The following is a 20,489-nucleotide window of genomic DNA, read 5'->3' as shown; positions in this document are numbered from 1 at the left end:
TATGTGGAAACCTGCGTCTCTTGCGCTGGCTTCGGCTGTTTGCCTTGGCTTGCTCACTCCCGCCACTGCCCATCACGATGGCGCGCACGCCAGTGCCGCCCCTGTGGCTGTGACCAGCACCGGCAAAGTCGGAATGAGCCATGGTGAAATGGCCAAGGCCAAGGTCGGTGACATTATGGTGATGAACGCCATGATCCGTGCAACGCCCCCTGCGGCCCCTGCGGCCGGTGGTTTTGTCACGCTGCACAACATGGGTGCGACAGATGACACCCTGATCGCCGCCCGCGTGGGTGCAGATGTCGCCGGCAAGGTCGAGCTGCACACCATGGAGATGGACAGCGACGTCATGCGTATGTTTGAGGTCGAAGGTGGCATCGCACTGCCCGCCGGTGAAATGGTCAAGCTGGTTCCCGGTGGCCTGCACATCATGTTCATGGGGCTGCCTCAGGGCCTAGACGCGGGCGTCAGTCACGATGTGACACTGGTGTTCGAAAACGCGGGCGAGGTGACGTTGCCCTTCGCCGTGCTGCCCCTCGATCAAGTGCGTGAGATGACCGGCGCAGATGGTCACGGCAGCCACGGTCACAAACACCACTAGCCAACCGCTCGGGAGGGCAGAGACATGTCGAAACGAATGTTGACGATCCTGCTGGGGCTGTCGGTCGGGGTGCTGGCGATATCGGCTGGGCTGTTGCTACGGGTCGTGTGGGATGGCCGGTCGGGCGCAGGGGCGGGCAGCTTGGCCACGTCCGTCGAGTTCGGCGCGCCGTTTTCTCTGGTGGATCACACGGGCGCCGAGATCACCGAGGCCGCGTTCAAAGGGCAGCCCAGCCTGCTGTTCTTTGGGTTTACCCATTGCCCCGAAATCTGCCCGACCACGGTCTATGACATGGAGACATGGTTCCAGGACCTCGGTCCGGCGGCTGGTGATGTTGAAGCGTTCTTCGTGACAGTAGACCCCGAGCGGGACACATCTGAGTTCCTGTCGGATTACCTGACCGCACAGTCAGACCGAGTAACCGGTATCACGGGCACGCCCGAGGATGTCTGGGCGATGGCGCGCAGTTGGCGGGTTTACTGGCAAAAACGGCCGTTGGGTGATGGTGACTACACCCTCGATCATTTCGCCTCGATCTATGTGTTGGATGCGGATGGCAAGCTGTTCGAAAAGATCAGCTATGGCGAAGACGCAGAAAGCGCGAAAGCGAAGATCATGGCCGCGGTGAATAGCTAGACCCTTCGAGTTGCGCCGCGCTTCGCGCGTCGCGATGGATATTTAGAAACCAAAGAGGGGGGCGCTGCACATTGTGGCGCCCCTTTTTTCATGAAAGCCAGGCCCGGTTTGTCAGGCCCTCGCAGCGCGCATGTCCGCTACGCCGGAGGGCCTTCCTTCTTCGGTTACGGTCATCGGCGTCCCCGCCTGTACCGCCTCTCCACCCTGCACCAACGATCTTAATAGCGCGTTAAGGTTAATCGCTTCTTTGGTTCTTAAATATCCAAAAATCGGCGGAGTTGGGTCAACGTCAGCAGTGTATTGCACCGAGGGTACGACGCTTAAACGATCAGTTCTCTGGTTCGGAAGGTTCCAGATCAAAGCGGCATTGAAGCTTAACGATCGGGGTCAGCGCGTGTTTGTAAGCGCGCTGACCGAGTTTTTGGGATTTATGGTTTTGGCGGCGCGATCTGGAACAGGGCCATGACGTCGCTCATGTCGGGACCGCGTTCGCGGCCTGTGACCGCCTTGCGCAGGGGCATGAACAGGCCTTTGCCTTTGCGGCCCGTCGCCTCTTTGACGGCTGCGGTCCATGTGCCCCAAGTGCTATCGTCGTAGGGTGCGGAAGGCAGGAGGTCGAAGGCTGTTGCTACGAACTCGGCGTCTTCTTCGTCTACGATTGGTGTCGCTCCGTTTTGGAACATTGCCCACCATGCGGCCATGTCCGCGCGGGTCGTTATGTTTTCGCGCACGACGCGCCAGAACCGCTCGGCCTGATCGCTGGGCACGCCTAGGTTTGCGATGTCCGAGGCTACGGTTTCGAGCGGCAGGGACGCGAGGTGGCGTGCCGTGATTGGGAAAAGGTCGTCCTCATCGAACTTGGTCGGGGCTGCGCCAAAGCGGGTGACGTCGAAATTCTCGACCAATTCTTCAACCGACGTGCGCAGCTCAAACGGATCGGAGGAGCCGAGGCGGGCCATGTGCGACAGGAGCGCCATTGGCTCGACGCCGCGGGCGCGCAGATCGCGCAGGGACAGTGTGCCCAACCGTTTGGATAGTGCCTCACCCTGTGGGCCGGTCAGGAGCGAGTGGTGCGCAAAGCTGGGCACTGCGCCGCCGAGGGCCTCAATAATTTGGATCTGTGTGGCCGTGTTCGTGACGTGATCCGAGCCGCGCACCACGTGTGTCACACCCATTTCCGTGTCATCGACGACCGAGGCCAGTGTGTAGAGGAATTGGCCATCGCCGCGGATTAGGACGGGGTCCGACACGGAGGCTGCGTCGATCGACATCTCACCCAGAATTTGGTCAGCCCATTCGATACGTGTGTGGTCCAGTTTGAACCGCCACACGCCGTCGCCGCGTTCTGCGCGGAGGGCGTCTTTTTCGGCGTCGCTGAGCGCGAGGGCCGCGCGGTCATAGACCGGGGGCTTGCCCATGTTCAGTTGTTTTTTGCGTTTGAGATCCAGTTCAATCGGGGTCTCGAAGGCCTCATAGAACCGGCCCTTTGTGCGCAGATCGTCGGCGGCGGCGACGTAGCGGTCTAGCCGTGAGGATTGTGTTTCAACCCGATCCCATGTCAGGCCCAGCCATTCGAGGTCCTCTTTGATGGCGTCTGCGAATTCGGGCTTCGAACGCTCGGGATCGGTGTCGTCGAGGCGCAGGATGAAGGTGCCGCCCGCCTTGCGCGCGATCAGGTAGTTAAACAGCGCGGTGCGCAGGTTGCCGACGTGCAGGTAGCCCGTGGGCGAAGGGGCAAAACGGGTGGTGGTCATGGGGGACTCCTTTGGGCGGGGATGTGTCACGCGCGCGCGCCGATGTCCAGTGTCACGGCTTTGTGTGCGCATCAGGGGCGGGACTGTGGGCGCAGTCGCGCTATGTCTGGGGAAAGACATTTATGAGGGAGAAACCCATGACAACCTTTACCCGTCGCCAAGCCTTGGCAGCCTCTGCCGCGTTACCCTTTGCGGGTGCCGCCGCCACCAGCGTGTCTGCCCAAGGGATGACCGACAAGCTGGGCAACACGCAGCCCACATTCCATCGCTTCGCCGTGGGCGAGATGGAAGTGACCGCCCTTTTGGGGGGCACCCGCACCGTAGAAGAGCCGCAGGGCATTTTCGGCATGAATGTCGATGAAAAGACATTCGCAGGGGCGTCGGCACAGGCGTTTATCCCTGACGATAAGGTGCAGTTCTTTTTTAATCCGACCGTGGTTAACACAGGCGCGGAGCTGATCCTGTTCGACACTGGGTTTTCCGGTGAAGGGATCTCGGGGCTGTTGGAGCAGGCGGGGTATAGCGCCGATGCAATCACACATGTCGTGATCACTCATGCCCATGGCGACCACATTGGTGGGTTAACCCGTGAGGATGGCTCGCGCACGTTTGCCAATGCCGCGTACCTCACTGGGCGGGTCGAATTTGATACGATGTCCGGCACCGGGAATGAGGGTTTTGACGCCAAAGTCGCCCCCTTGGCCGAACAGATGACCTTTTTGGAGGACGGTGGCGCGGTCGCGTCGGGCGTGACCGCGATGGCGATGTTTGGCCATACGCCGGGGCACATGGGCTACATGATTGAAAGCGCTGGTCGGCAGTTGGTTTTGACGGCGGATTTGGCCAACCACTATGTCTGGTCGCTGGGCTATCCCGACTGGGAGGTGCGGTTTGACCGTGACAAGGCCGCTGCTGCCGCGACCCGGCGCAACGTGCTTGGCATGTTGGCCGCCGACAAGCTGCCGATGCTGGGCTATCACATGCCGTTCCCGGGGGTCGGGTTTGTCGAGCCACGCGCGGATGGGTTCCGCTACACGCCTGCGACCTATCAGTTCATGCTGTAGGGACTGAGCGCGATAACATTGGGGGCCAAGCTGCTGAGCGGCTTGGCCTTTTTCGTTGGTGTTTCGTGTGGTGAGTGTTGCTGCTGGGTCAACGTGCCCGCCGATTGTGGGTGCAATCCGGGATGCAGACTTGGCAGAGGCCCCGCGCGCGGCCACAAAAGCCTTATGGAGACCCGTTCCCCCCTTATTGCAGGAGTGTTCGCCGTGGCATTTGGGCTGATGGCCCATGCGCTTGTGGGGCATGTGCCGTTTCCGTTTGGCGATGATTTCGCCTATGCGCCCTTGGCCGAATACAAAGCAAACGGCGCGCTGTTTGCCCGCGATGACCAACTGCAAATGTTTGCCAACCATGCGCTGGTTTACGAATGGCTCTATTGGTTGGGGCAGAGCGGCCCGGGCGTGGAGCCTGTGTTCCGTGTGGCGGTCATTGCCTTGGCCGTTGTGTGCGCGGGGGCCGTGATGGGGGCACTTGGCGGGTTCGGTGCGCCGATGCTGGCGCTGCCCGTAGTGCTGGCGCTGGGGGTGTTGGGGCCGCTGGACGGATTGGGACGCGGCGATTTTGGTGGATTGATCGGCGCGTTTTTCCATCACCACAATGTGGCCTTGGCCTGTGTGCTGTTGGCGGTCGCCGCTGCGTTGGGGCGGCGTTTTGTTTTGGCGGGGCTGTGTTTGGCGGGTGCGGCTTACGCTCAGCCGATGACCGCGATCCACGGGGCGTGGATTTTGGGGCTGGGCCTGTTGCTCGCGCAGCCGCGCGCGACGTGGACGCTGGCGTGTGTGGCGTTGATCGCGGCGTTGCCTGCTGTGTGGATCGTGGGGCGCGGGGTGTTGGCGGACGCGGGCGGTGAGGGGGGTGAGATCGACCTGATCACCGATGCTTACCGCTTTCGCGCGCCGCATCATTACGATCCGCCGTGGGGGGATATCGGGGTCGCGACGCTGTATCTGTTGGCCGGTTGGACCGGGGCCGCGTTGGTCGCGCGGACGGATCGTTGGCTGGGGCGTTTCGGTGTCGGGCTGATGCTGGCCTTTACGGTTCTGCACGCGGTGACCTTGGTGGTGTATAAGCTGGGGGTCGCCGAAACTTCGGCCCTGTTTATCTTAGATGCCAACCGCTCAACCCCTCTGTTGTTTGTGCTGGGACCGGTGATCGCACTCGCGGGAATTTGGCGCGTAGGCGTGGGCACGGCCAGCCTAGGCTGCGGGGTGGTTTTGGCCGCGATCGTGGGCGTGAACGGCAGCGTGGCGGGGGCTGGGATGCTTGCGGCGGGCCTCGTGGTCATGGGTCTGCACCGGTTCGAATGGGGGCCACGGGCGACTGCGGTGGGGGCGTGCTTGGCGGTGCCGTTGGTGTTCCCGCCCGCGACGCTGCCGCCCTTTGTGCCGGCAGAGACCCGCGACGTGTTGGCGCAAATCCGTGCGCAAACGCCCCAAGATGCGCTGTTTGTGATCCCCGTGGGGCTATCATCGTTTCGGCATTACGCGCAGCGCAGCGCCTATGTTGATTTCAAGTTGTTTTCCGTCGCGCAACCCGCGCAGGCCGCGCTGACGCGCGCGCGGATTGATCAGGTGTTAACCCCCAAGCCCGAGCACGTGGAGGCCATTGGCTGGCCCGCGATTGCCCTTTGGGATGAGGATCAGCGGCAGGCCGGGACGTGTGAGGCAATGGGCGCGATCATGCAGGCCACGGGCGCGGAATACTATGTACGCGCAGTAGCACCCGGTGAGGTGCCGCCCACGTGTGCGGGGCTGGTGCGGCCGATCACGGGCGCCACCCTCGTGGTTTACGAGGCGGCGGAATAGTCCGGCCGGAACACCCAGAATTTGCACATCAAATAGGTGGCGACGGGCACAGCGAGAGCCACACATGCCATCGTTAGGGCAAACGGCACGTCGAGCCAGACGGTCATCGTTTGTGTGATGGACGACGACACCATGAGCCCCAAAACCGCTGTCGCAAGGAACCGTGGCCCGTGGAAGCGGTGGCGTAGGTTGGTGTGGAACACCAATCGCCCATGCCCGAAGTACGACAGCAGTACGGCGGCGCAAAACCCTGCGGTATTGGCCATTTGCGGCGCGAGCATCAGGGCATGTGCCGCCCCGAGCGCGACACCCACATGGACGCCCGTCGCGAGCGCGCCAACACTGGCAAAGCGTGTCAGTCGTGCCGCGCGCATCAGTCGTCGTCGGCGGATAGGACCGCGCAGAGCGAGAGGCCAAAGGGCAGGGTAAGGCGGCCCACAAGGTGGCGTTCGGCGGCAAAGACACCGCGCAGCGCGCTGTTGATCATGGGGGCAGGCAGCGCGTCATCGACGGCATCGCTGTGCAGGGCCGATTTGATCGCGCGCCCTGCAACGGCCACGGGGAACAGCGCTGAGTTAAAGTAAAAGCTGCGCTCTACGCGCAGGCCCGCATCGTTCGCGACGCCCTTTAGGCTGGCACGGGTGTAGCGGCGGTAGTGGTGATGCCGTTCATCATGCGCGGACCACAGCCACGGAAACGCGGGCACGGTCATGAGGACGCGGCCCTTTGGCGCGAGTTTTGTGCGCAGGCTAGCCAGCGATGCCTGATGGTCCTCGACGTGTTCAAGAACGTCGAACAGTCCGATCAGATCGAAGGTCTCAGCTTCAAACGGGAGGGGGCCGGGCAATGCGCCCTCGGCCACGGCGACGCCGCTTTTCTGGGTGGCGGTGGCGCGGGCATCGTGGTCCAACTCAAACGCGCGCAGGGCCCCAAAGTCGCTGAGCATCCCGAGGTTGCCGCCAGTTCCACAGCCCGCCTCTAGGATACGGGGGGCGTCCGGCAGGTCGATCATCCGCTCAATGACGGTGCGAATGATGGTGCGGCGTGCGGCGAACCACCAATGCACCCCTTCTTGTGCGGCCATTCTTTCAAAAACTGCTCGATCCATTAGTTTTGTCCCCCGGGATTATGGATGGAACGCAGCACATAAAGGGGTCTCTCACGGACCTCCGAATAGATGCGTGCGATGTATTCGCCAACGATCCCGATGGCAAAAAGGTTGAGCCCGCCGAACATCAAAATGGTGATCATCGTGGAGGCATAGCCCGGCACGTCGATGCCAACGACAAGCGTGCGAAAGAACAAAACGGCCGCATAGAGGAAGGCCATTAGGGCCAGTGTGCCGCCTGCGTAGGTCCAAATTCGCAAGGGCACGGTGGAGGAGGAGAAGATCCCGTCGAGGGCGAAATTCCACAGTTTCCAATAGGTCCAAGCGCTGGTTCCGGCTTGGCGTTCGGGGCGGTCAAAGGTGACCTCTTCGGTTTCGAATCCGACCCAGCTAAAGAGCGCTTTGTTAAAGCGAACGCGTTCATTCATGTCGCGCAGAACGTCGATCACTTGGCGATCGAGCAGCCGGAAGTCGCCCACGTCTTGGGGTATGCTGTGATCTGCGAGTGCGTTGAAAACACGGTAAAAGCCTTGGGCGGTCTTGCGCTTGATCCATGTGTCTTGGGTGCGGTTGGCACGGCGGGCGTTAACGATTTGAGCACCCTTGGACCATAGGTCCAGCATTTCGGGAATGACCTCGGGGGGGTCCTGCAAATCAACGTCGATGGGGATGCAGACATCGCCCTGCGCGTGGTCGATGGCTGCAGAAAGTGCCGCCTCTTTGCCAAAGTTGCGCGACAGGTTGATCAGGTGGATATGTGGGTTGTCGGTCATGCGGCTGCGGATCACGAATTCGGTCGCATCGCGTGAGCCGTCATTCACAAAGATCACCTCGTAATCGTAGGTGGCGTGCAGGGGCGCAAAGACGCGGTCGATTTCGGTCAAAAAGGCTGAGACTGCTTCTTGTTCGTTGAACACAGGCACCAGCAGCGAGACCAGCTTGCGCGGGAGCGGCGCAGGGTAGGCCGGACGAAGGGTCGGTTGGTGCATGGTCATCGGATTGTCCCCGGTTTGTCGCTATATGACGGTTTTGAGTATGGGCCAAAATCCGGCTTTTATTTGTCCCAAGCGGGCCGTTTGTGGGGATATGTTTGGGTGGATTGGGGGGGCTTGCGCCTCACTTTCGCCACTGGGGCCGGCTAGGTGGGGGCATGTTCGACAAGAGTGATATGTCCCTGTTGGCGGTGGGTTTTGTGGCTGTGGGCTTGGTGCTGGCGGCGGTGGATGCGGGGCGGCCATTTGCGGGGCCGCCTGTTGATTTGGTCACGGGCGATCTGCCGTCCGTGAGAGGGGATGTGCCCCTTGGGGCTGCGCCACAGCAGGTAGATATTCAGAATGTTTCGGTTGATCTGGGAGCAGGCTTTGCGGCTGAAATTCTTGAGAGTTACGTGCTGACGGGGCGGGTCGTGACGCGCAAACCCTACCGGTTTGATGCGGTGTCAGCTGTGTCCCCGTTAGATTTAGGTATAATTTACGGAGAGCTGTTAGACTCGGAATATGACGCCCGGGTTCGGTATCGCACCGGGACCCGGATGATCCGATTTCAGGCGGACGACACCCGCACGATGCCCCACGATTGGGATCATTTGGTGACGAACAATCATTTGATCCCGGCTGATGCTGCGGTCAAAGCGGCACTGATGGCGGTTGAGGTGGGGCAGGCCGTGCAGATACGTGGCTACTTGGTCAGCGTGATGGGTGATGGGCTGCGGCCTTGGACCTCTTCGCGGGTGCGCAGCGATGGGTTCCCTGCGGGGTGTGAGATTATCTTGGTGCGGTCCGTGGAGGTGCTGCCGCAGGGGAATGCAGTCCGGCACGCGCGTGCGGATCATAAGTGAAAACGCCGCGCCCGGTGGTGGGTCGCGGCGCGTGTTGCATGGATCAGGAGTTTCCGGCCACCAGATCGGGCCAGTTGATATCGCCTTGGGCAATGAAGCCAGCGCGATCCTTGTCCCAGCGACGCTGCACGCCGCGGTTAAAGTTTAGGTAAAGCTTGTCGTCTACGATGGCCCAACGCTCCGGCTCGGTGGAGGCGAGGCTGTTTTTCTCACCCACGGCCCACGCGCAGTAGCCGCCGTATTGGGGGGCATAGGCGGTGGGGTCGGCTGCAAACAGATCGCGGTTCTCGGCAGAGGAGAACTGCCATGTCGCACCTTGCCAGTCGTGCGTAAACGCGGCGGAACCCGCAACGGGCTTGCCTTGGGTAAAGTAGGCCACGGTGTCGGTGCCATCGATGGCGACCCCGTCGGAGGTTTTGTAGATCAGCCCACCCAGATCGCCGGTATCAGCGATGACGGATTGGATGCCGTAGACAGTGGCGAGGGAGGCTGCGGAAGCGATGAGCAAAGTGCGGCGCGTGAGAGGCATGAGGATGTGTCCTTAACAAGAGATCAAATGACATGTGTCGTTGAACCCTAGATGCCCTTGGCCGCGGCGGGAGACAAATCACCTCTGCTCACGGGTGCGTGTGCGTTGGTCCCGTTTGGATTGGAGGCGGGCGGCGGATCGTGTGACCCGCCGCCCGGATGATGCGCTGTTAGATTTCGGCCAAGCGGGCAAGGGCGGCGCGCACGACCTCGGCCTCTCCCTCACGGGCGGTAAGGTTTGCGCGGGCTTCTTCGACCACTTCGGCAGGAGCTGAGACGGCGAACTTGGGGTTGTTGACCCGGCCCGACAGGCCCTTGATCTCTTTGTCCAGCTTGCCGAGGTTTTTCTCTAGCCGGCCGCGTTCTTTGTCGACGTCGATGATGTCTTTGAGCGGCAGTGCAAAGCTGGCAGCCCCCACAGCCACCGAGATCGCACCTTTGGGGGCAGTGTCGGCGTCCGTCAGGCTTTCGATCCGGGCCATGCGGTCGATCAGGGCCTTGTTGTTGGCATAGGCGGCGCGGGCGGTGGCGTCTGCCTCTAGCCGGACAACGGGGATATACAACCCAGCGGGCACGTTCATCTGCGCGCGTGCCGAGCGGATGCCTTCGATGAAACCGATGACCCAGTTCATTTCGGCGTCGGCCTGTGGATCGACGGCCTCGGCCCCGATCGTGGGCCATGCCCCGTGCACACACATCGTGTCGCGCTGGGCGGTTTGGGCCCAGAGGTCCTCGGTGATGAACGGCATGATCGGGTGCAGCATCAGGATGCATTGATCCAGCGCCCACGCGAGGGTGGCTTGGGTTTCAGCCTTGGCGGCCGCGTCATCACCCTGCAATAGCGGCTTTGAGAATTCGACGTACCAATCGCAGTAAGTGCCCCAGACAAAAGCATAAAGCGCGTTCGCCGCATCGTTAAAGCGGTAATCCGCAAGGGCTGCGTCCACGGCTTCGCGGGTGCGGCCGACCTCACCTATGATCCATTTGTTGAGGGTGGCCTCGGGCGTGGGTTGGGTCGTTTTGGCGGCGGCGTCCGCGCCGACGGCCTCATACAGTTCCGCGAAACGGGCGGCGTTCCACAGTTTGGTGCCGAAGTTCCGGTAGCCCTTGATCCGCTCCATATCCAGCTTGAGCACACCGCCCAAGGCCGCCATCGCAGCGCTTGAGAACCGCAGCGCATCGGCGCCGAATTCGTCGATCACGTCCAGTGGGTCGACCACGTTGCCTACGGATTTGGACATCTTCTTGCCCTTGGCGTCGCGGACAAGACCGTGGAGGTAGACCTCGTGGAAGGGGATTTCGTCCACGACCGCAAGTTGCATCATCATCATCCGGGCGACCCAGAAGAACAGGATGTCTTGGCCGGTCACAAGGACGGACGTGGGGAAATATTTCTCCATCTCGGGGGTGGGTTCGGGCCAGCCGAGCGTGCCGATGGGCCAAAGGCCCGAGGAGAACCACGTGTCAAGGACGTCGGGGTCGCGCGTGAGGGCAACGCCCGCGCCGGCTTGGGCCTGTGCCTCGGCTTCGGTGGTGGCGCAATATTGGTTGCCATCGGCATCGAACCACACCGGAATTTGGTGACCCCACCACAATTGACGCGAAATGCACCATGGCTCGATGTTTTCGAGCCAGTGGTAGTAGGTCTTTTCACCGCTTTCGGGCAGGATTTTGACGGTACCGTCGCGGACCGCGTCCAGTGCGGGGGTGACGATTTGTTCGGCGTCGACGAACCATTGGTCGGTTAGCATCGGCTCAATCACGACTTTGGAGCGGTCGCCAAAGGGCTGCATGATGGGCTTATTTTCGACCATTGGTATGGCGCGCGTTTGCTCGGCTCCGTCCTCATCCGTGACGGTCTCGGTCGTCATGACCGCGAGGCCTTCGGCCGTGATAGCGGCGACAACGGCGTCGCGCGCGGCGAACCGGTCCATGCCGCGGTAATCCTCGGGCACGAGGTTGAGAGCGTCGGTTTCGCTTTCGGTTAGTGTGCGCTTACCATCTGCGACCTCTTGGGCGATGGCGGCGGCTTCTGCGTAGGGTGCGCCGTCAGCACGCATCGCGGCCTTGGTGTCCATCAGGCGGTAGCAGGGGATACTGCCGCGCTTGGCCACGCCGTAGTCATTAAAGTCGTGCGCACCGGTGATTTTCACCGCGCCCGAGCCGAAATCGGGATCAGGGTAGTCGTCGGTGATGATCGGAATCAGGCGGCGATGTTCCTTGGGTCCGACGGGAATTTCGCAGAGTTTTCCGACAATTGGCGCATATCGTTCATCCGATGGGTGCACGGCTACGGCGCCGTCACCCAGCATCGTTTCGGGCCGTGTGGTCGCGATCGAGATGTAGTCGCGCGTTTCGCGTAGGGTGACGTTTCCGTCCTCATCCTTTTCGACGTATTCATAGGTCGCGCCGCCCGCGAGGGGGTATTTGAAGTGCCACATGTGGCCCGCGACTTCGATGTTCTCGACCTCTAGGTCCGAGATCGCGGTCTCAAACTTGGGGTCCCAGTTGACCAAGCGTTTGCCGCGATAGATCAGGCCTTTGTTGTACATCTCAACAAAGACTTTGATCACCGCGTCGTGGAAGTTTTGCTCGCTTGCGTCGGGGTCACCGGGAGCGCCACCCATCGTAAATGCCTCACGGTCCCAATCGCAGGACGCACCTAGGCGCTGCAACTGGCCGATGATCGTGCCGCGCGATTTGGCTTTTTGCTGCCAGACGCGCTGCAAGAACGCCTCACGGCCCATTTCGGCGCGGGTGGGTTCGCCGTTTTCGGCCATCTCACGCTCGGTCACCATTTGGGTCGCGATGCCCGCGTGGTCGGTGCCGGGCTGCCAAAGGGTGTCAAAACCCTGCATCCGCTTCCAGCGAACAAGAATGTCTTGCAGTGTGTTGTTGAACGCGTGCCCCATGTGCAGGGAGCCTGTCACGTTGGGGGGCGGGATCACGATGGAAAAGCTGTCCTTGGCTCCGTCCCAGTTGGCGCCAGCGGCAAAGCATTTCTCGGCCAACCACTTGGCGGAAATGCGGGCTTCGGCCTCAGCGGCATTGAACGTTTTTTCCATCGACATCGGGCTCTTTCCTCACGGTTTCGCGTGGCAAATAGCGCAACCGCGAAGGCGTCACAAGCCGCTGGTCTGGGTCGGGGGTGGCTGTGCGGGGGATGGGGGCGGTTTAGAGTGCTGTTTTGCCGTGCGGGCCCTTGTTGTGGTGGTCCGTTTGGGGACCGATCTGCGTGGGCCGTGTGGGTGGGCCGCGTGCATGTGCAAAAACCCAAGAATTTTGCGCCAATGCAGGCCGCTGTGCTGGACTTCCCTGTGGGCTTTCCTACTGTCAGTCACAACGCAGGAGGAACGTTCATGAGCGGATTTGGAACCAGCCAAGCGATGCGCCGGGTCGAAGACCTAAGGTTGTTGACGGGGGGCGGGCAGTATGTCGATGACATTGCCCCCCGTGATGCGCTGTTTGGGTTCGTGTTCCGATCCTCTGTGGCGCATGGCGAAATCACCACGCTTGACGTGAGCGCGGCCCGTGCGGCCTCCGGCGTGGTCATGGTGCTAACGGCTGAGGATTTGGCCGCCGCAGGGCGGGACACAGCCATGAGCGCCTCGATCATCAAGAACCGCGATGGTGTCAAAGGTGCTGCGCCCAAGCGGCCATTGTTGGCCGAGGGACGCGTGCGTTTTGTGGGCGAGCCTGTGGCCTTTGTGGTGGCTGAGACGCTGGACCAAGCGAAAGCGGCCTCGGAGCTGATCGCCTTTGATGTCGAAAGCCTGCCGGTCAAATTGGATGTGGCGCCGGGTGGCGGCGTGGACCTGCATGCTGAGGCCCCGGGCAATGTCGCCTACACGTGGGAAACGGGCGATGCGGACGCCGTGGACCGGGTCTTTGAGGCGGCGGCACATGTGGTCGAGCTGACTGTGGATGACACCCGCATCATCGCCAATTCGCTAGAGCCACGCGGCTGTTTTGCCGAGATTGAGGATGGCGGCATCCATGTGTGTGTGAACGGGCAGGGTGTTTGGGGGCCGCGCGATGACCTTGCCAAGTTCCTCGGGTTTACCAAGGATGAGGTCCGTGTGACGAACCCCGACGTGGGCGGTGGCTTTGGGATGAAGGCTATGAGCTATCCCGAGACATTCATCGTTGCCCATGCGACCCATGCATTGGGTCGGCCTGTGCGCTGGATGGCGGAACGTACCGAGAGCATGTTGTCGGACAACGCGGGCCGCGACCTGATTTGCACCGCTCGGCTTGGCTTTGATACCGACTACAAGCTGACGGCCTACAGCATGGATTCAGTTGCGAACTTGGGGGCGTATAACTCGGGCTATGCGCAGTTCATCCAGTCGGAGTTGTTCGCGAAAGTGCTGCCCGGTGTGTACGATGTGCGCGACGTGTTCATGCGCAATGTGGGGGTCTATACGAACACCACGCAGGTGGATGCGTACCGAGGTGCGGGGCGGCCTGAGGCGATTTATGTGCTGGAGCGGGCGATGGATTATGCCGCGCGGGAGTTGGGCGTTGACCCGCTTGCGCTGCGCCGTAAATCGTTCATCCCGACTGAAAAGTTCCCCTATACCAGCGCCGTGGGTGAGATTTATGACGTCGGTGATTTTGACCGCGTCCTAAGCCGTGCCGAGCAGGAAGCCGATTTGGCGGGCTTTGCCGCCCGGCGCGCCGCCTCTGAGGCGGAGGGCAAGCTGCGCGGCGTGGGGCTTTGTTATTACATCGAGTCGATTCTTGGGAATCCAGAGGAAACCGCAACGGTGGCCTTTGAAGAGCCGGGCATCGCGACGCTGTATGTTGGCACCCAATCGAACGGACAGGGCCACGAAACAGTCTATAGCCAGTTCGTGTACGAATGGCTGGGCATCCCGCCCGAGAACGTCAAAATCGTGCAGGGCGACAGCAAACGCATCGCCAAGGGCGGCGGCACGGGCGGATCCCGCTCGGTCACGACGCAAGGCACCGCGACCAAGGCCGCCTCTGAGGCGGTGGTCGCGCGGTTCACGCCCTTTGTGGCAGACTTGCTTGAGGTCGAGGCAGACACCGTCAGCTTTGGGGAAGGCAGCTTCCGCTCAGACGGGTCCAACCGGGTGATGACGGTGCTAGAGGCCGCGGATGAAGCGCGCGCTGCGGGCCGCGAGGACCTGTTACGCACCTCCGAGACGACAACCTTGCCCGGACGCAGCTTTCCCAACGGGTGCCACGTTTGTGAATTGGAAATCGACAAAGACACCGGGGTCGTGACGGTGGAAAAATATACTGTGGTCGATGATTTCGGCAATCTGATGAACCCAATGCTGGCCGAGGGGCAGGTGCATGGCGGTGTGGCGCAGGGTGTTGGGCAGTGCCTTAGCGAGGCGGTTGTTTATGACGAAAGCGGTCAGCTGCTCACGGCGACGTTCATGGACTACGGCATGCCACGCGCCGATAATCTTCCGATGATTGCGTTTTATTCTGAACCCGTGCCCTCGACGGCCAATGTGCTGGGGATGAAGGGCTGTGGTGAGGCAGGCACCGTGGGTGCGATGGCCGCGGTTGGTAATGCGGCGCTGGATGCGCTGTGGCCACTGGGTCTGCGCAAGGTGGATATGCCATTCACGCCCGCACGCATGTGGGCCATGCTACGGGAGGCCGAGGGGCGCGCGATTGCGGCTGAGTGACAGGTTCCGAGGCTGGCTCAAGACGCGCCACGCCCCAAGCGCCGAGGGTCCGCCCGAAGCGCAAATCCATGTCGTGTTACTGGACGGGACGATGTCGTCGCTGACACCGGGGCTTGAGACCAACGTGGCGCGCATTTGGCGGCTGCTGCAAGAGGTTCCGGGGCTGTGCCTATACTACGAGCCGGGGATCCAGTGGCGCGGATGGCGCCGAGGCCATGAGGTTATGGCCGGTGTCGGGATCAACCGTCAGATCAAGCGGGCCTATGGCTTTTTGGCGGAGCGGTATCACCCCGGGGATCAGATTTACTTTGTCGGATATTCGCGCGGGGCTTACGGCGTGCGTGCCTTGGCGGGGCTGATCAATCGCATCGGGTTGTTGCGTGCGGATGCGGTGACCCATGGGCGGCTGGAGGAGGTCTATGACCTTTATCGTCACCGCCCCGATAGCGCCGAGGCGCGGGCCTTTGCAGCAGAGCACTGCGTACCCAAGGTGCAGATTGATGCAGTCTGTGTGTTTGATACGGTGCGCGCGCTGGGCATTCGCTGGCCGTTGGTCTGGCGGTTCGCGCCTGCGGTGCATGAGTTTCATTCCAACGTTTTGGGGCGATCGGTGCGACGCGGGTTTCATGCGCTTGCGATGGGTGAGACCCGCTTGGCCTATGCCCCGCAGCTGTGGGAGGTGCCTGAGCACCGTTTGAGTGACGTGAAACAGGTTTGGTTTCGGGGCAGCCACGGGGATGTAGGCGGGCATATCGGAGAGTTCGCCCCCGCGCGCGGTTTGGGCAATGTACCGCTGGTGTGGATGTTGGAACAGATGGAGGCCACTGGGCTGCCGCTGCCTGCGCAGTGGGCGCGTCGGTTCCCGCAGGACGCGACCGCGCCTTCGGCGGGCAGTACGCGTGGTTTTGGCAAGTTTTTCCTCGCCCGGCGGCGGCGCGTTTTGGGGCGTGATCCTTCGGAGGTGGTGCACCCCTCCGCTGAGGCGAGCCTGCCGCGCGGGGTGCGGTTGCCACGTTTGGAGACCGCTGCCAGCGGTGAGCCGGAAACTCAGGGCGGTATTTGAGTATTTTTTGAACAAAGGAGCGCCGGGTTTTGGAGCTCATGCGTGAGATTGATATCTATTGCGAGCGGATGGGGCCTGCGTTTTGGGCCGAGCCGATCAATGCGGTCAGTAACGGCGCGTTTTTGGTGGCCGCCTTGGTGATGTGGCGGCGCGCGCCCCAGCCGGTTTGTCGGGCCTTGAGCGGTGTGTTGGCTGCGATTGGGGTTGGGAGTTTTCTGTTTCATACCCATGCGACCGTTTGGGCGATGATCGCGGATGTTGCGCCGATTGGGCTGTTTATCCTGTGCTACATTTGGGCGGCGCATCGCTATTTTTGGGGCCTTTCGTGGGGATGGGCGGGGGTGAGCGCGCTTGGGTTTTTGCCGTTTGCCGCTGTCCTGGCGCCACTGTTTTCCGCCGTTCCGTTTTTTGAGGTGTCGGCGGGGTATTGGCCGGTGGCTTTGCTGATTGCGCTGGAGGCGTGGGCGTTGCGCCGGCGCTTGCCGCGTGTCGCAATGGGAATGGCCGTGGGGGCCGGGGTGTTGGTTGTGTCGTTGATGGCGCGGTCGGTTGATATGGCGGTTTGCGCGGCTGTTCCGGTCGGGACGCACTTTCTTTGGCACCTGTTGAACGGACTTATGTTGGGCTGGATGATTGAGGTTCTGCGTCGCCACCTTGCAGAGCGGCCAAGCGCTGGCTAAACGGGGGCGAAACGAGGCCAAACAGATGCAAAGGGGCGCCAATGTCCATCGATATTGAAACCGCACGCAAGGTGGCGAAGCTCGCCCGGATCGCCGTGCCCGAAGAGCGCCTTCCGGCGCTTGCTGGTGAGTTCAACGCAATCCTCGGCTTTATCGAGCAGTTGAATGAGGTCGACGTTGAAGGTGTGGAGCCTATGGTTTCCGTAACGCCCATGCGTCTGCCGCGGCGTGTTGATGTGGTGACGGATGGCAGCCAGCAAGAGGCCGTTTTGGCCAATGCGCCCGATGCGCGCGAAGGATTTTTTGCCGTGCCGAAGGTGGTGGAATAATGTCTGATCTCAACACGATGACGATTGCGCAGGCACGTGATGCCCTGCGCGCGGGCGAAACCACCAGTGCCGAGCTGACGGATGCCTGTCTGAACGCAATAGAGGCCGCCGGTGAGTTGGGGGCCTTTGTGCACAACACGCCTGATGTGGCGCGTGCGCAAGCGGCGAGTGCGGATGCGCGAATTGCTCAAGGTGACGCGCCCAGCTTGTGCGGTATCCCATTGGGTATCAAAGATTTGTTTTGCACCAAGGGTGTGCCGAGCCAAGCAGCCAGCCGTATCCTAGAAGGGTTCAAGCCCGAGTATGAGAGCACGGTGTCTGGTCAGTTGTTCGACCGGGGTGCGGTGATGTTGGGCAAGCTGAACATGGACGAATTCGCCATGGGGTCCAGCAACGAGACGTCGGTCTATGGCAACGCCGTGAACCCGTGGCGTGCGGGCAATTCGGACGCGGCTTTGACGCCTGGTGGCTCATCTGGGGGCTCGGCCTCTGCGGTGGCGGCTGACTTGTGTTTGGGGGCCACGGGAACCGACACGGGCGGCTCAATCCGTCAGCCTGCGGCGTTCACTGGGATTGTGGGCATCAAACCGACCTATGGGCGCTGCTCGCGCTGGGGCGTTGTGGCGTTTGCGTCCTCGCTGGACCAAGCGGGCCCGATGACCAAAACCGTGCGCGATGCTGCGATCATGCTGGAAGGCATGTGCGGTCATGATGCAAAGGACAGCACCTCGGCCGATTTGGCTGTGCCAGATTTTGAGGCCGCGTTGACCGGTGATATCCGGGGCAAGGTCATTGGTATTCCTAAGGAATACCGGATGGACGGCATGCCCGCCGAGATTGCCAAGCTGTGGGAAGACGGCACCGCAATGCTGCGCGATGCAGGTGCCGAAATCCGTGATATCTCATTGCCGCACACCAAATACGCTCTGCCCGCGTATTACGTGATTGCACCGGCTGAGGCGTCTTCCAACCTTGCGCGGTATGACGGGGTGCGCTTTGGTCACCGCGCGTCGTTGGCGCAGGGTGATGGCATTACCGAGATGTACGAAAAGACCCGCGCCGAAGGCTTTGGGGCCGAGGTGCAGCGCCGCGTGATGGTTGGGACCTACGTGCTGTCCGCCGGTTTCTACGATGCCTATTACAACCGTGCCCGTCGCGTGCGCGCATTGATCAAGCAGGACTTTGATACGGTCTTTGCTGCTGGCGTTGATGCGATCCTGACACCTGCCACGCCGTCGGCTGCGTTTGAGTTGGGCCGCAAGGTGGATGATCCGGTTGAGATGTACCTCAACGACGTGTTTACCGTGACTGTGAACCTTGCGGGTCTGCCGGGTATTTCGGTGCCAACGGGCTTGGACGAAAAGGGCCTGCCGCTTGGCTTGCAACTGATCGGGCGGCCTTGGGAAGAGGCGGATTTGCTCAATACCGCTTATGCCCTTGAGACGGCGGCCGGTTTTGTGGCAAAGCCGCAAAAATGGTGGTAGGCTCACGCAAAAGTCGTGAGGCGAAAATGCGCAGTATAGTGTTGAGTGTGTCAGTGCTGGCCTTGATGGCCTGCACGCCGCCCGTGCCCGAAAGTGGCGTGGGTTTTGACACGTTGGGGCGCAGTGAGCGGGAGCAGCAATTGCAGACCGGGATCGCGCCGCAGCCTACTACGGTGCTGCCGCCTGTAGCGGTTGGTCCACTTGATCCAGTTGATCCGGCTGCACAGATCGCGGCTGAGGCGACGGAGGCTTTGGCCGAAACCGCGCCTCAGTCCCCTGTACTTAACCGCAACAACCCTGAGATCAGCCAAGAGCAGGATTTTGAGGTGGTCGCAGCGGAACGCGATATCGAGGCCGATGCCGCCCGCATTGCGGCTGCGCGTCAGCAGTTTCAACTTGTGCGCCCCAAAGAGCTTGAGCCTGTGGGAGACACGGGTCCGAACATCATCCAATACGCGCTGAGCGCGAGCCACCCTGTGGGGCAAAAGCTTTATCGCCGGGGCAATCCGTTTGCCGCTGCGCGCCTAGAGACTAAGTGCGCGGGCTACCGCACTGCGGACGTCGCTCAAGAGCAGTTTTTGGCTGCAGGTGGGCCGAGCCGAGACCGGCTGGGGCTGGACCCCGATGGCGATGGCTATGCCTGTGACTGGGACCCAGCCACGTTCCGCGATCTGGTGCGCAACTGACCGTTATGCGCAGTCCGAATTTTGGGCCGCGCAAGGATGGGCTGCGGCCAGACCTGATCATCATTCATTATACTGCGATGGCCTCGGCTGACGGGGCAATCAGGCATTTGTGCGATCCGGCGACCCAAGTGTCAGCGCATTATGTGATATGTAGTGCGGGTCACGTGACACCGTTGGTGGATGAAGCAATGCGTGCGTGGCACGCTGGTGCGGGGTCTTGGCGCGGTGAGGCGGATGTGAATTCCCGCTCGATCGGGATTGAGCTGGCCAACGATGGGTTTCAGCCGTTTTCCGAGCCGCAGATGACCGCGCTAGAGGATCTGGTTCGCGGGATCATGGCGCGCTGGTATATTCTGCCAGAGGGCGTGTTGGGCCATTCAGACGTGGCGCCTGGGCGTAAGATTGATCCGGGCGCCCGGTTTGATTGGCGGCGATTGGCGCGGCAGGGCTTAGCGGTTTGGCCTGAACCGGGGGCGCCGGGGGATTGGCTGTCCGATTTGCACCATTCGGGGTATGCAGCGGACGCCGAGCCAGAGGTGCTGTTGTCGGCACTGCGGCTGCGGTTTCGCCCTGGTGCAGCGGGGCCGTTATGTGATGCGGACCGGGCGATTGCTGCAGGGTTGGCCGCGCAGTTTCCTGCCCGCCCAGCCCGACGCGCCTAGGCCGTTTGTACGAAAAACACAGGCCGCACAACGGTTGGGGCTTGCACAAGGCCCGCCTGAGCGCGTAGCGAGAACCCGCGCGGAGGGTCGGATGATCGCGGCGCGTGTTGCACCGAGAATTGTTCGGTGCCGTGTCTGCGGCGGCTCAGATGGTCCGCCAAACCCACGGCTCCCAGATTTTGCGTGCAAGACGTGCCGAGGAAAGTCCGGACTCCACAAGGAAACGGTGCCGGGTAACGCCCGGGCGGAGCAATCCGACGGAAAGCGCCACAGAAAATAGACCGCCCGAGCGTGCTCGGGTAAGGGTGAAACGGTGGAGTAAGAGCCCACCGCCGCGCTGGCAACAGGGCGGGTACGGCAAGCCCCACTGGGAGCAATGCCAAATAGGAACCGCGCGCCAAGGCAACTTGGCGGGGCCCCTTGGCCTCAGCAGGTTCGGGTTGGCAGCTAGAGGCGTCAGAGCAATCTGGGGCCAAGAGGAATGGTCATCTCGAGGGTCCTTGCGGCCTTTAGACAGAATCCGGCTTATAGGCCCTCCGCGCATTTTCTGCTCTTTCGTACCGCTAGAGGCAGCAAGTTTCCCTTGCG

General features: G+C 61.7%; 18 protein-coding genes and 1 other RNA gene. 13 read left to right on the top strand and 6 right to left on the bottom strand.

Annotated features, from left to right (window positions below; all coding sequences use genetic code 11):
- Position 1: 1 nt before the first annotated feature.
- Positions 2-598, top strand: a complete 597-nt coding sequence (locus tag THS5294_RS12670; protein ID WP_058124053.1) for a copper chaperone PCu(A)C — start codon at positions 2-4, stop codon at positions 596-598.
- Between the two features lie 24 nt (positions 599-622).
- Entirely contained in the window at positions 623-1,234 is a 612-nt protein-coding gene (locus THS5294_RS12665) for an SCO family protein (protein ID WP_058124052.1), read from the top strand.
- 428 nt (positions 1,235-1,662) lie between these two features.
- Here THS5294_RS12665 and gltX read toward each other — a convergent pair whose 3' ends face one another.
- Complete coding sequence (gene gltX / locus THS5294_RS12660) at positions 1,663-2,988, bottom strand: glutamate--tRNA ligase (RefSeq protein ID WP_058124051.1); 1,326 nt, start codon at positions 2,986-2,988, stop codon at positions 1,663-1,665.
- Positions 2,989-3,125: 137 nt separating this feature from the next.
- On the opposite strand from gltX, the gene THS5294_RS12655 reads away from it, so the two are divergent.
- Positions 3,126-4,052, top strand: coding sequence for an MBL fold metallo-hydrolase (locus tag THS5294_RS12655; RefSeq protein ID WP_116904190.1), 927 nt, complete (start codon positions 3,126-3,128; stop codon positions 4,050-4,052).
- Positions 4,053-4,256: 204 nt separating this feature from the next.
- A complete protein-coding gene (locus tag THS5294_RS12650) occupies positions 4,257-5,855 on the top strand; it encodes a DUF6798 domain-containing protein (protein ID WP_139278625.1) in 1,599 nt (532 codons plus the stop codon).
- Here THS5294_RS12650 and THS5294_RS12645 read toward each other — a convergent pair.
- The 3 genes from THS5294_RS12645 to THS5294_RS12635 are packed head-to-tail and all read right to left on the bottom strand — an operon-like array spanning position 5,837 to position 7,958.
- A complete protein-coding gene (locus tag THS5294_RS12645; RefSeq protein ID WP_058124048.1) occupies positions 5,837-6,229 on the bottom strand; it encodes a GtrA family protein in 393 nt (130 codons plus the stop codon). The two genes, THS5294_RS12650 and THS5294_RS12645, sit on opposite strands and share 19 nt — an antisense overlap.
- A complete protein-coding gene (locus tag THS5294_RS12640; RefSeq protein WP_058124047.1) occupies positions 6,229-6,963 on the bottom strand; it encodes a class I SAM-dependent methyltransferase in 735 nt (244 codons plus the stop codon). Before THS5294_RS12640 ends, THS5294_RS12645 begins: the two co-directional genes overlap by 1 nt.
- Entirely contained in the window at positions 6,963-7,958 is a 996-nt protein-coding gene (locus tag THS5294_RS12635) for a glycosyltransferase family 2 protein (RefSeq protein WP_072936633.1), read from the bottom strand. Before THS5294_RS12635 ends, THS5294_RS12640 begins: the two co-directional genes overlap by 1 nt.
- Positions 7,959-8,113: 155 nt before the next feature.
- Here THS5294_RS12635 and THS5294_RS12630 point away from each other — a divergent pair, with 155 nt between their 5' ends.
- A complete protein-coding gene (locus THS5294_RS12630; RefSeq protein WP_072936632.1) occupies positions 8,114-8,800 on the top strand; it encodes a hypothetical protein in 687 nt (228 codons plus the stop codon).
- Between the two features lie 43 nt (positions 8,801-8,843).
- Here THS5294_RS12630 and THS5294_RS12625 read toward each other — a convergent pair whose 3' ends face one another.
- A complete protein-coding gene (locus tag THS5294_RS12625; protein WP_058124045.1) occupies positions 8,844-9,329 on the bottom strand; it encodes a YHS domain-containing (seleno)protein in 486 nt (161 codons plus the stop codon).
- Positions 9,330-9,498: 169 nt separating this feature from the next.
- Entirely contained in the window at positions 9,499-12,399 is a 2,901-nt protein-coding gene (locus THS5294_RS12620; protein ID WP_058124044.1) for a valine--tRNA ligase, read from the bottom strand.
- A gap of 288 nt (positions 12,400-12,687) precedes the next feature.
- Here THS5294_RS12620 and THS5294_RS12615 point away from each other — a divergent pair, with 288 nt between their 5' ends.
- The 8 genes from THS5294_RS12615 (at position 12,688) to rnpB (ending at position 20,445) form a co-directional block, all read left to right on the top strand.
- Entirely contained in the window at positions 12,688-14,997 is a 2,310-nt protein-coding gene (locus tag THS5294_RS12615; RefSeq protein ID WP_058124043.1) for a xanthine dehydrogenase family protein molybdopterin-binding subunit, read from the top strand.
- A complete protein-coding gene (locus THS5294_RS12610; RefSeq protein WP_058124042.1) occupies positions 14,984-16,060 on the top strand; it encodes a T6SS phospholipase effector Tle1-like catalytic domain-containing protein in 1,077 nt (358 codons plus the stop codon). The genes THS5294_RS12615 and THS5294_RS12610 overlap by 14 nt, the downstream gene beginning before the upstream one ends.
- Positions 16,061-16,098: 38 nt before the next feature.
- Positions 16,099-16,740, top strand: coding sequence for a hypothetical protein (locus THS5294_RS12605; RefSeq protein WP_306434241.1), 642 nt, complete (start codon positions 16,099-16,101; stop codon positions 16,738-16,740).
- 41 nt (positions 16,741-16,781) lie between these two features.
- Complete coding sequence (gene gatC / locus THS5294_RS12600; RefSeq protein WP_038007042.1) at positions 16,782-17,069, top strand: Asp-tRNA(Asn)/Glu-tRNA(Gln) amidotransferase subunit GatC; 288 nt, start codon at positions 16,782-16,784, stop codon at positions 17,067-17,069.
- Positions 17,069-18,553, top strand: coding sequence for an Asp-tRNA(Asn)/Glu-tRNA(Gln) amidotransferase subunit GatA (gene gatA / locus THS5294_RS12595; RefSeq protein WP_058124040.1), 1,485 nt, complete (start codon positions 17,069-17,071; stop codon positions 18,551-18,553). Before gatC ends, gatA begins: the two co-directional genes overlap by 1 nt.
- A 26-nt stretch (positions 18,554-18,579) precedes the next feature.
- On the top strand, positions 18,580-19,239 hold the full coding sequence (locus THS5294_RS12590) for a hypothetical protein (RefSeq protein WP_072936649.1): 660 nt from the start codon (positions 18,580-18,582) through the stop codon (positions 19,237-19,239).
- A gap of 5 nt (positions 19,240-19,244) precedes the next feature.
- Entirely contained in the window at positions 19,245-19,901 is a 657-nt protein-coding gene (locus THS5294_RS12585) for an N-acetylmuramoyl-L-alanine amidase (protein WP_058124038.1), read from the top strand.
- Between the two features lie 79 nt (positions 19,902-19,980).
- Positions 19,981-20,445, top strand: an RNA gene (rnpB, locus tag THS5294_RS13470) — RNase P RNA component class A.
- The last annotated feature ends 44 nt before the right edge of the window (positions 20,446-20,489 follow it).

The organism is Thalassobacter stenotrophicus (genome assembly GCF_001458315.1).
Classification (GTDB): domain Bacteria; phylum Pseudomonadota; class Alphaproteobacteria; order Rhodobacterales; family Rhodobacteraceae; genus Thalassobacter; species Thalassobacter stenotrophicus.
This window is presented reverse-complemented; position numbering and strand designations above follow the sequence as displayed.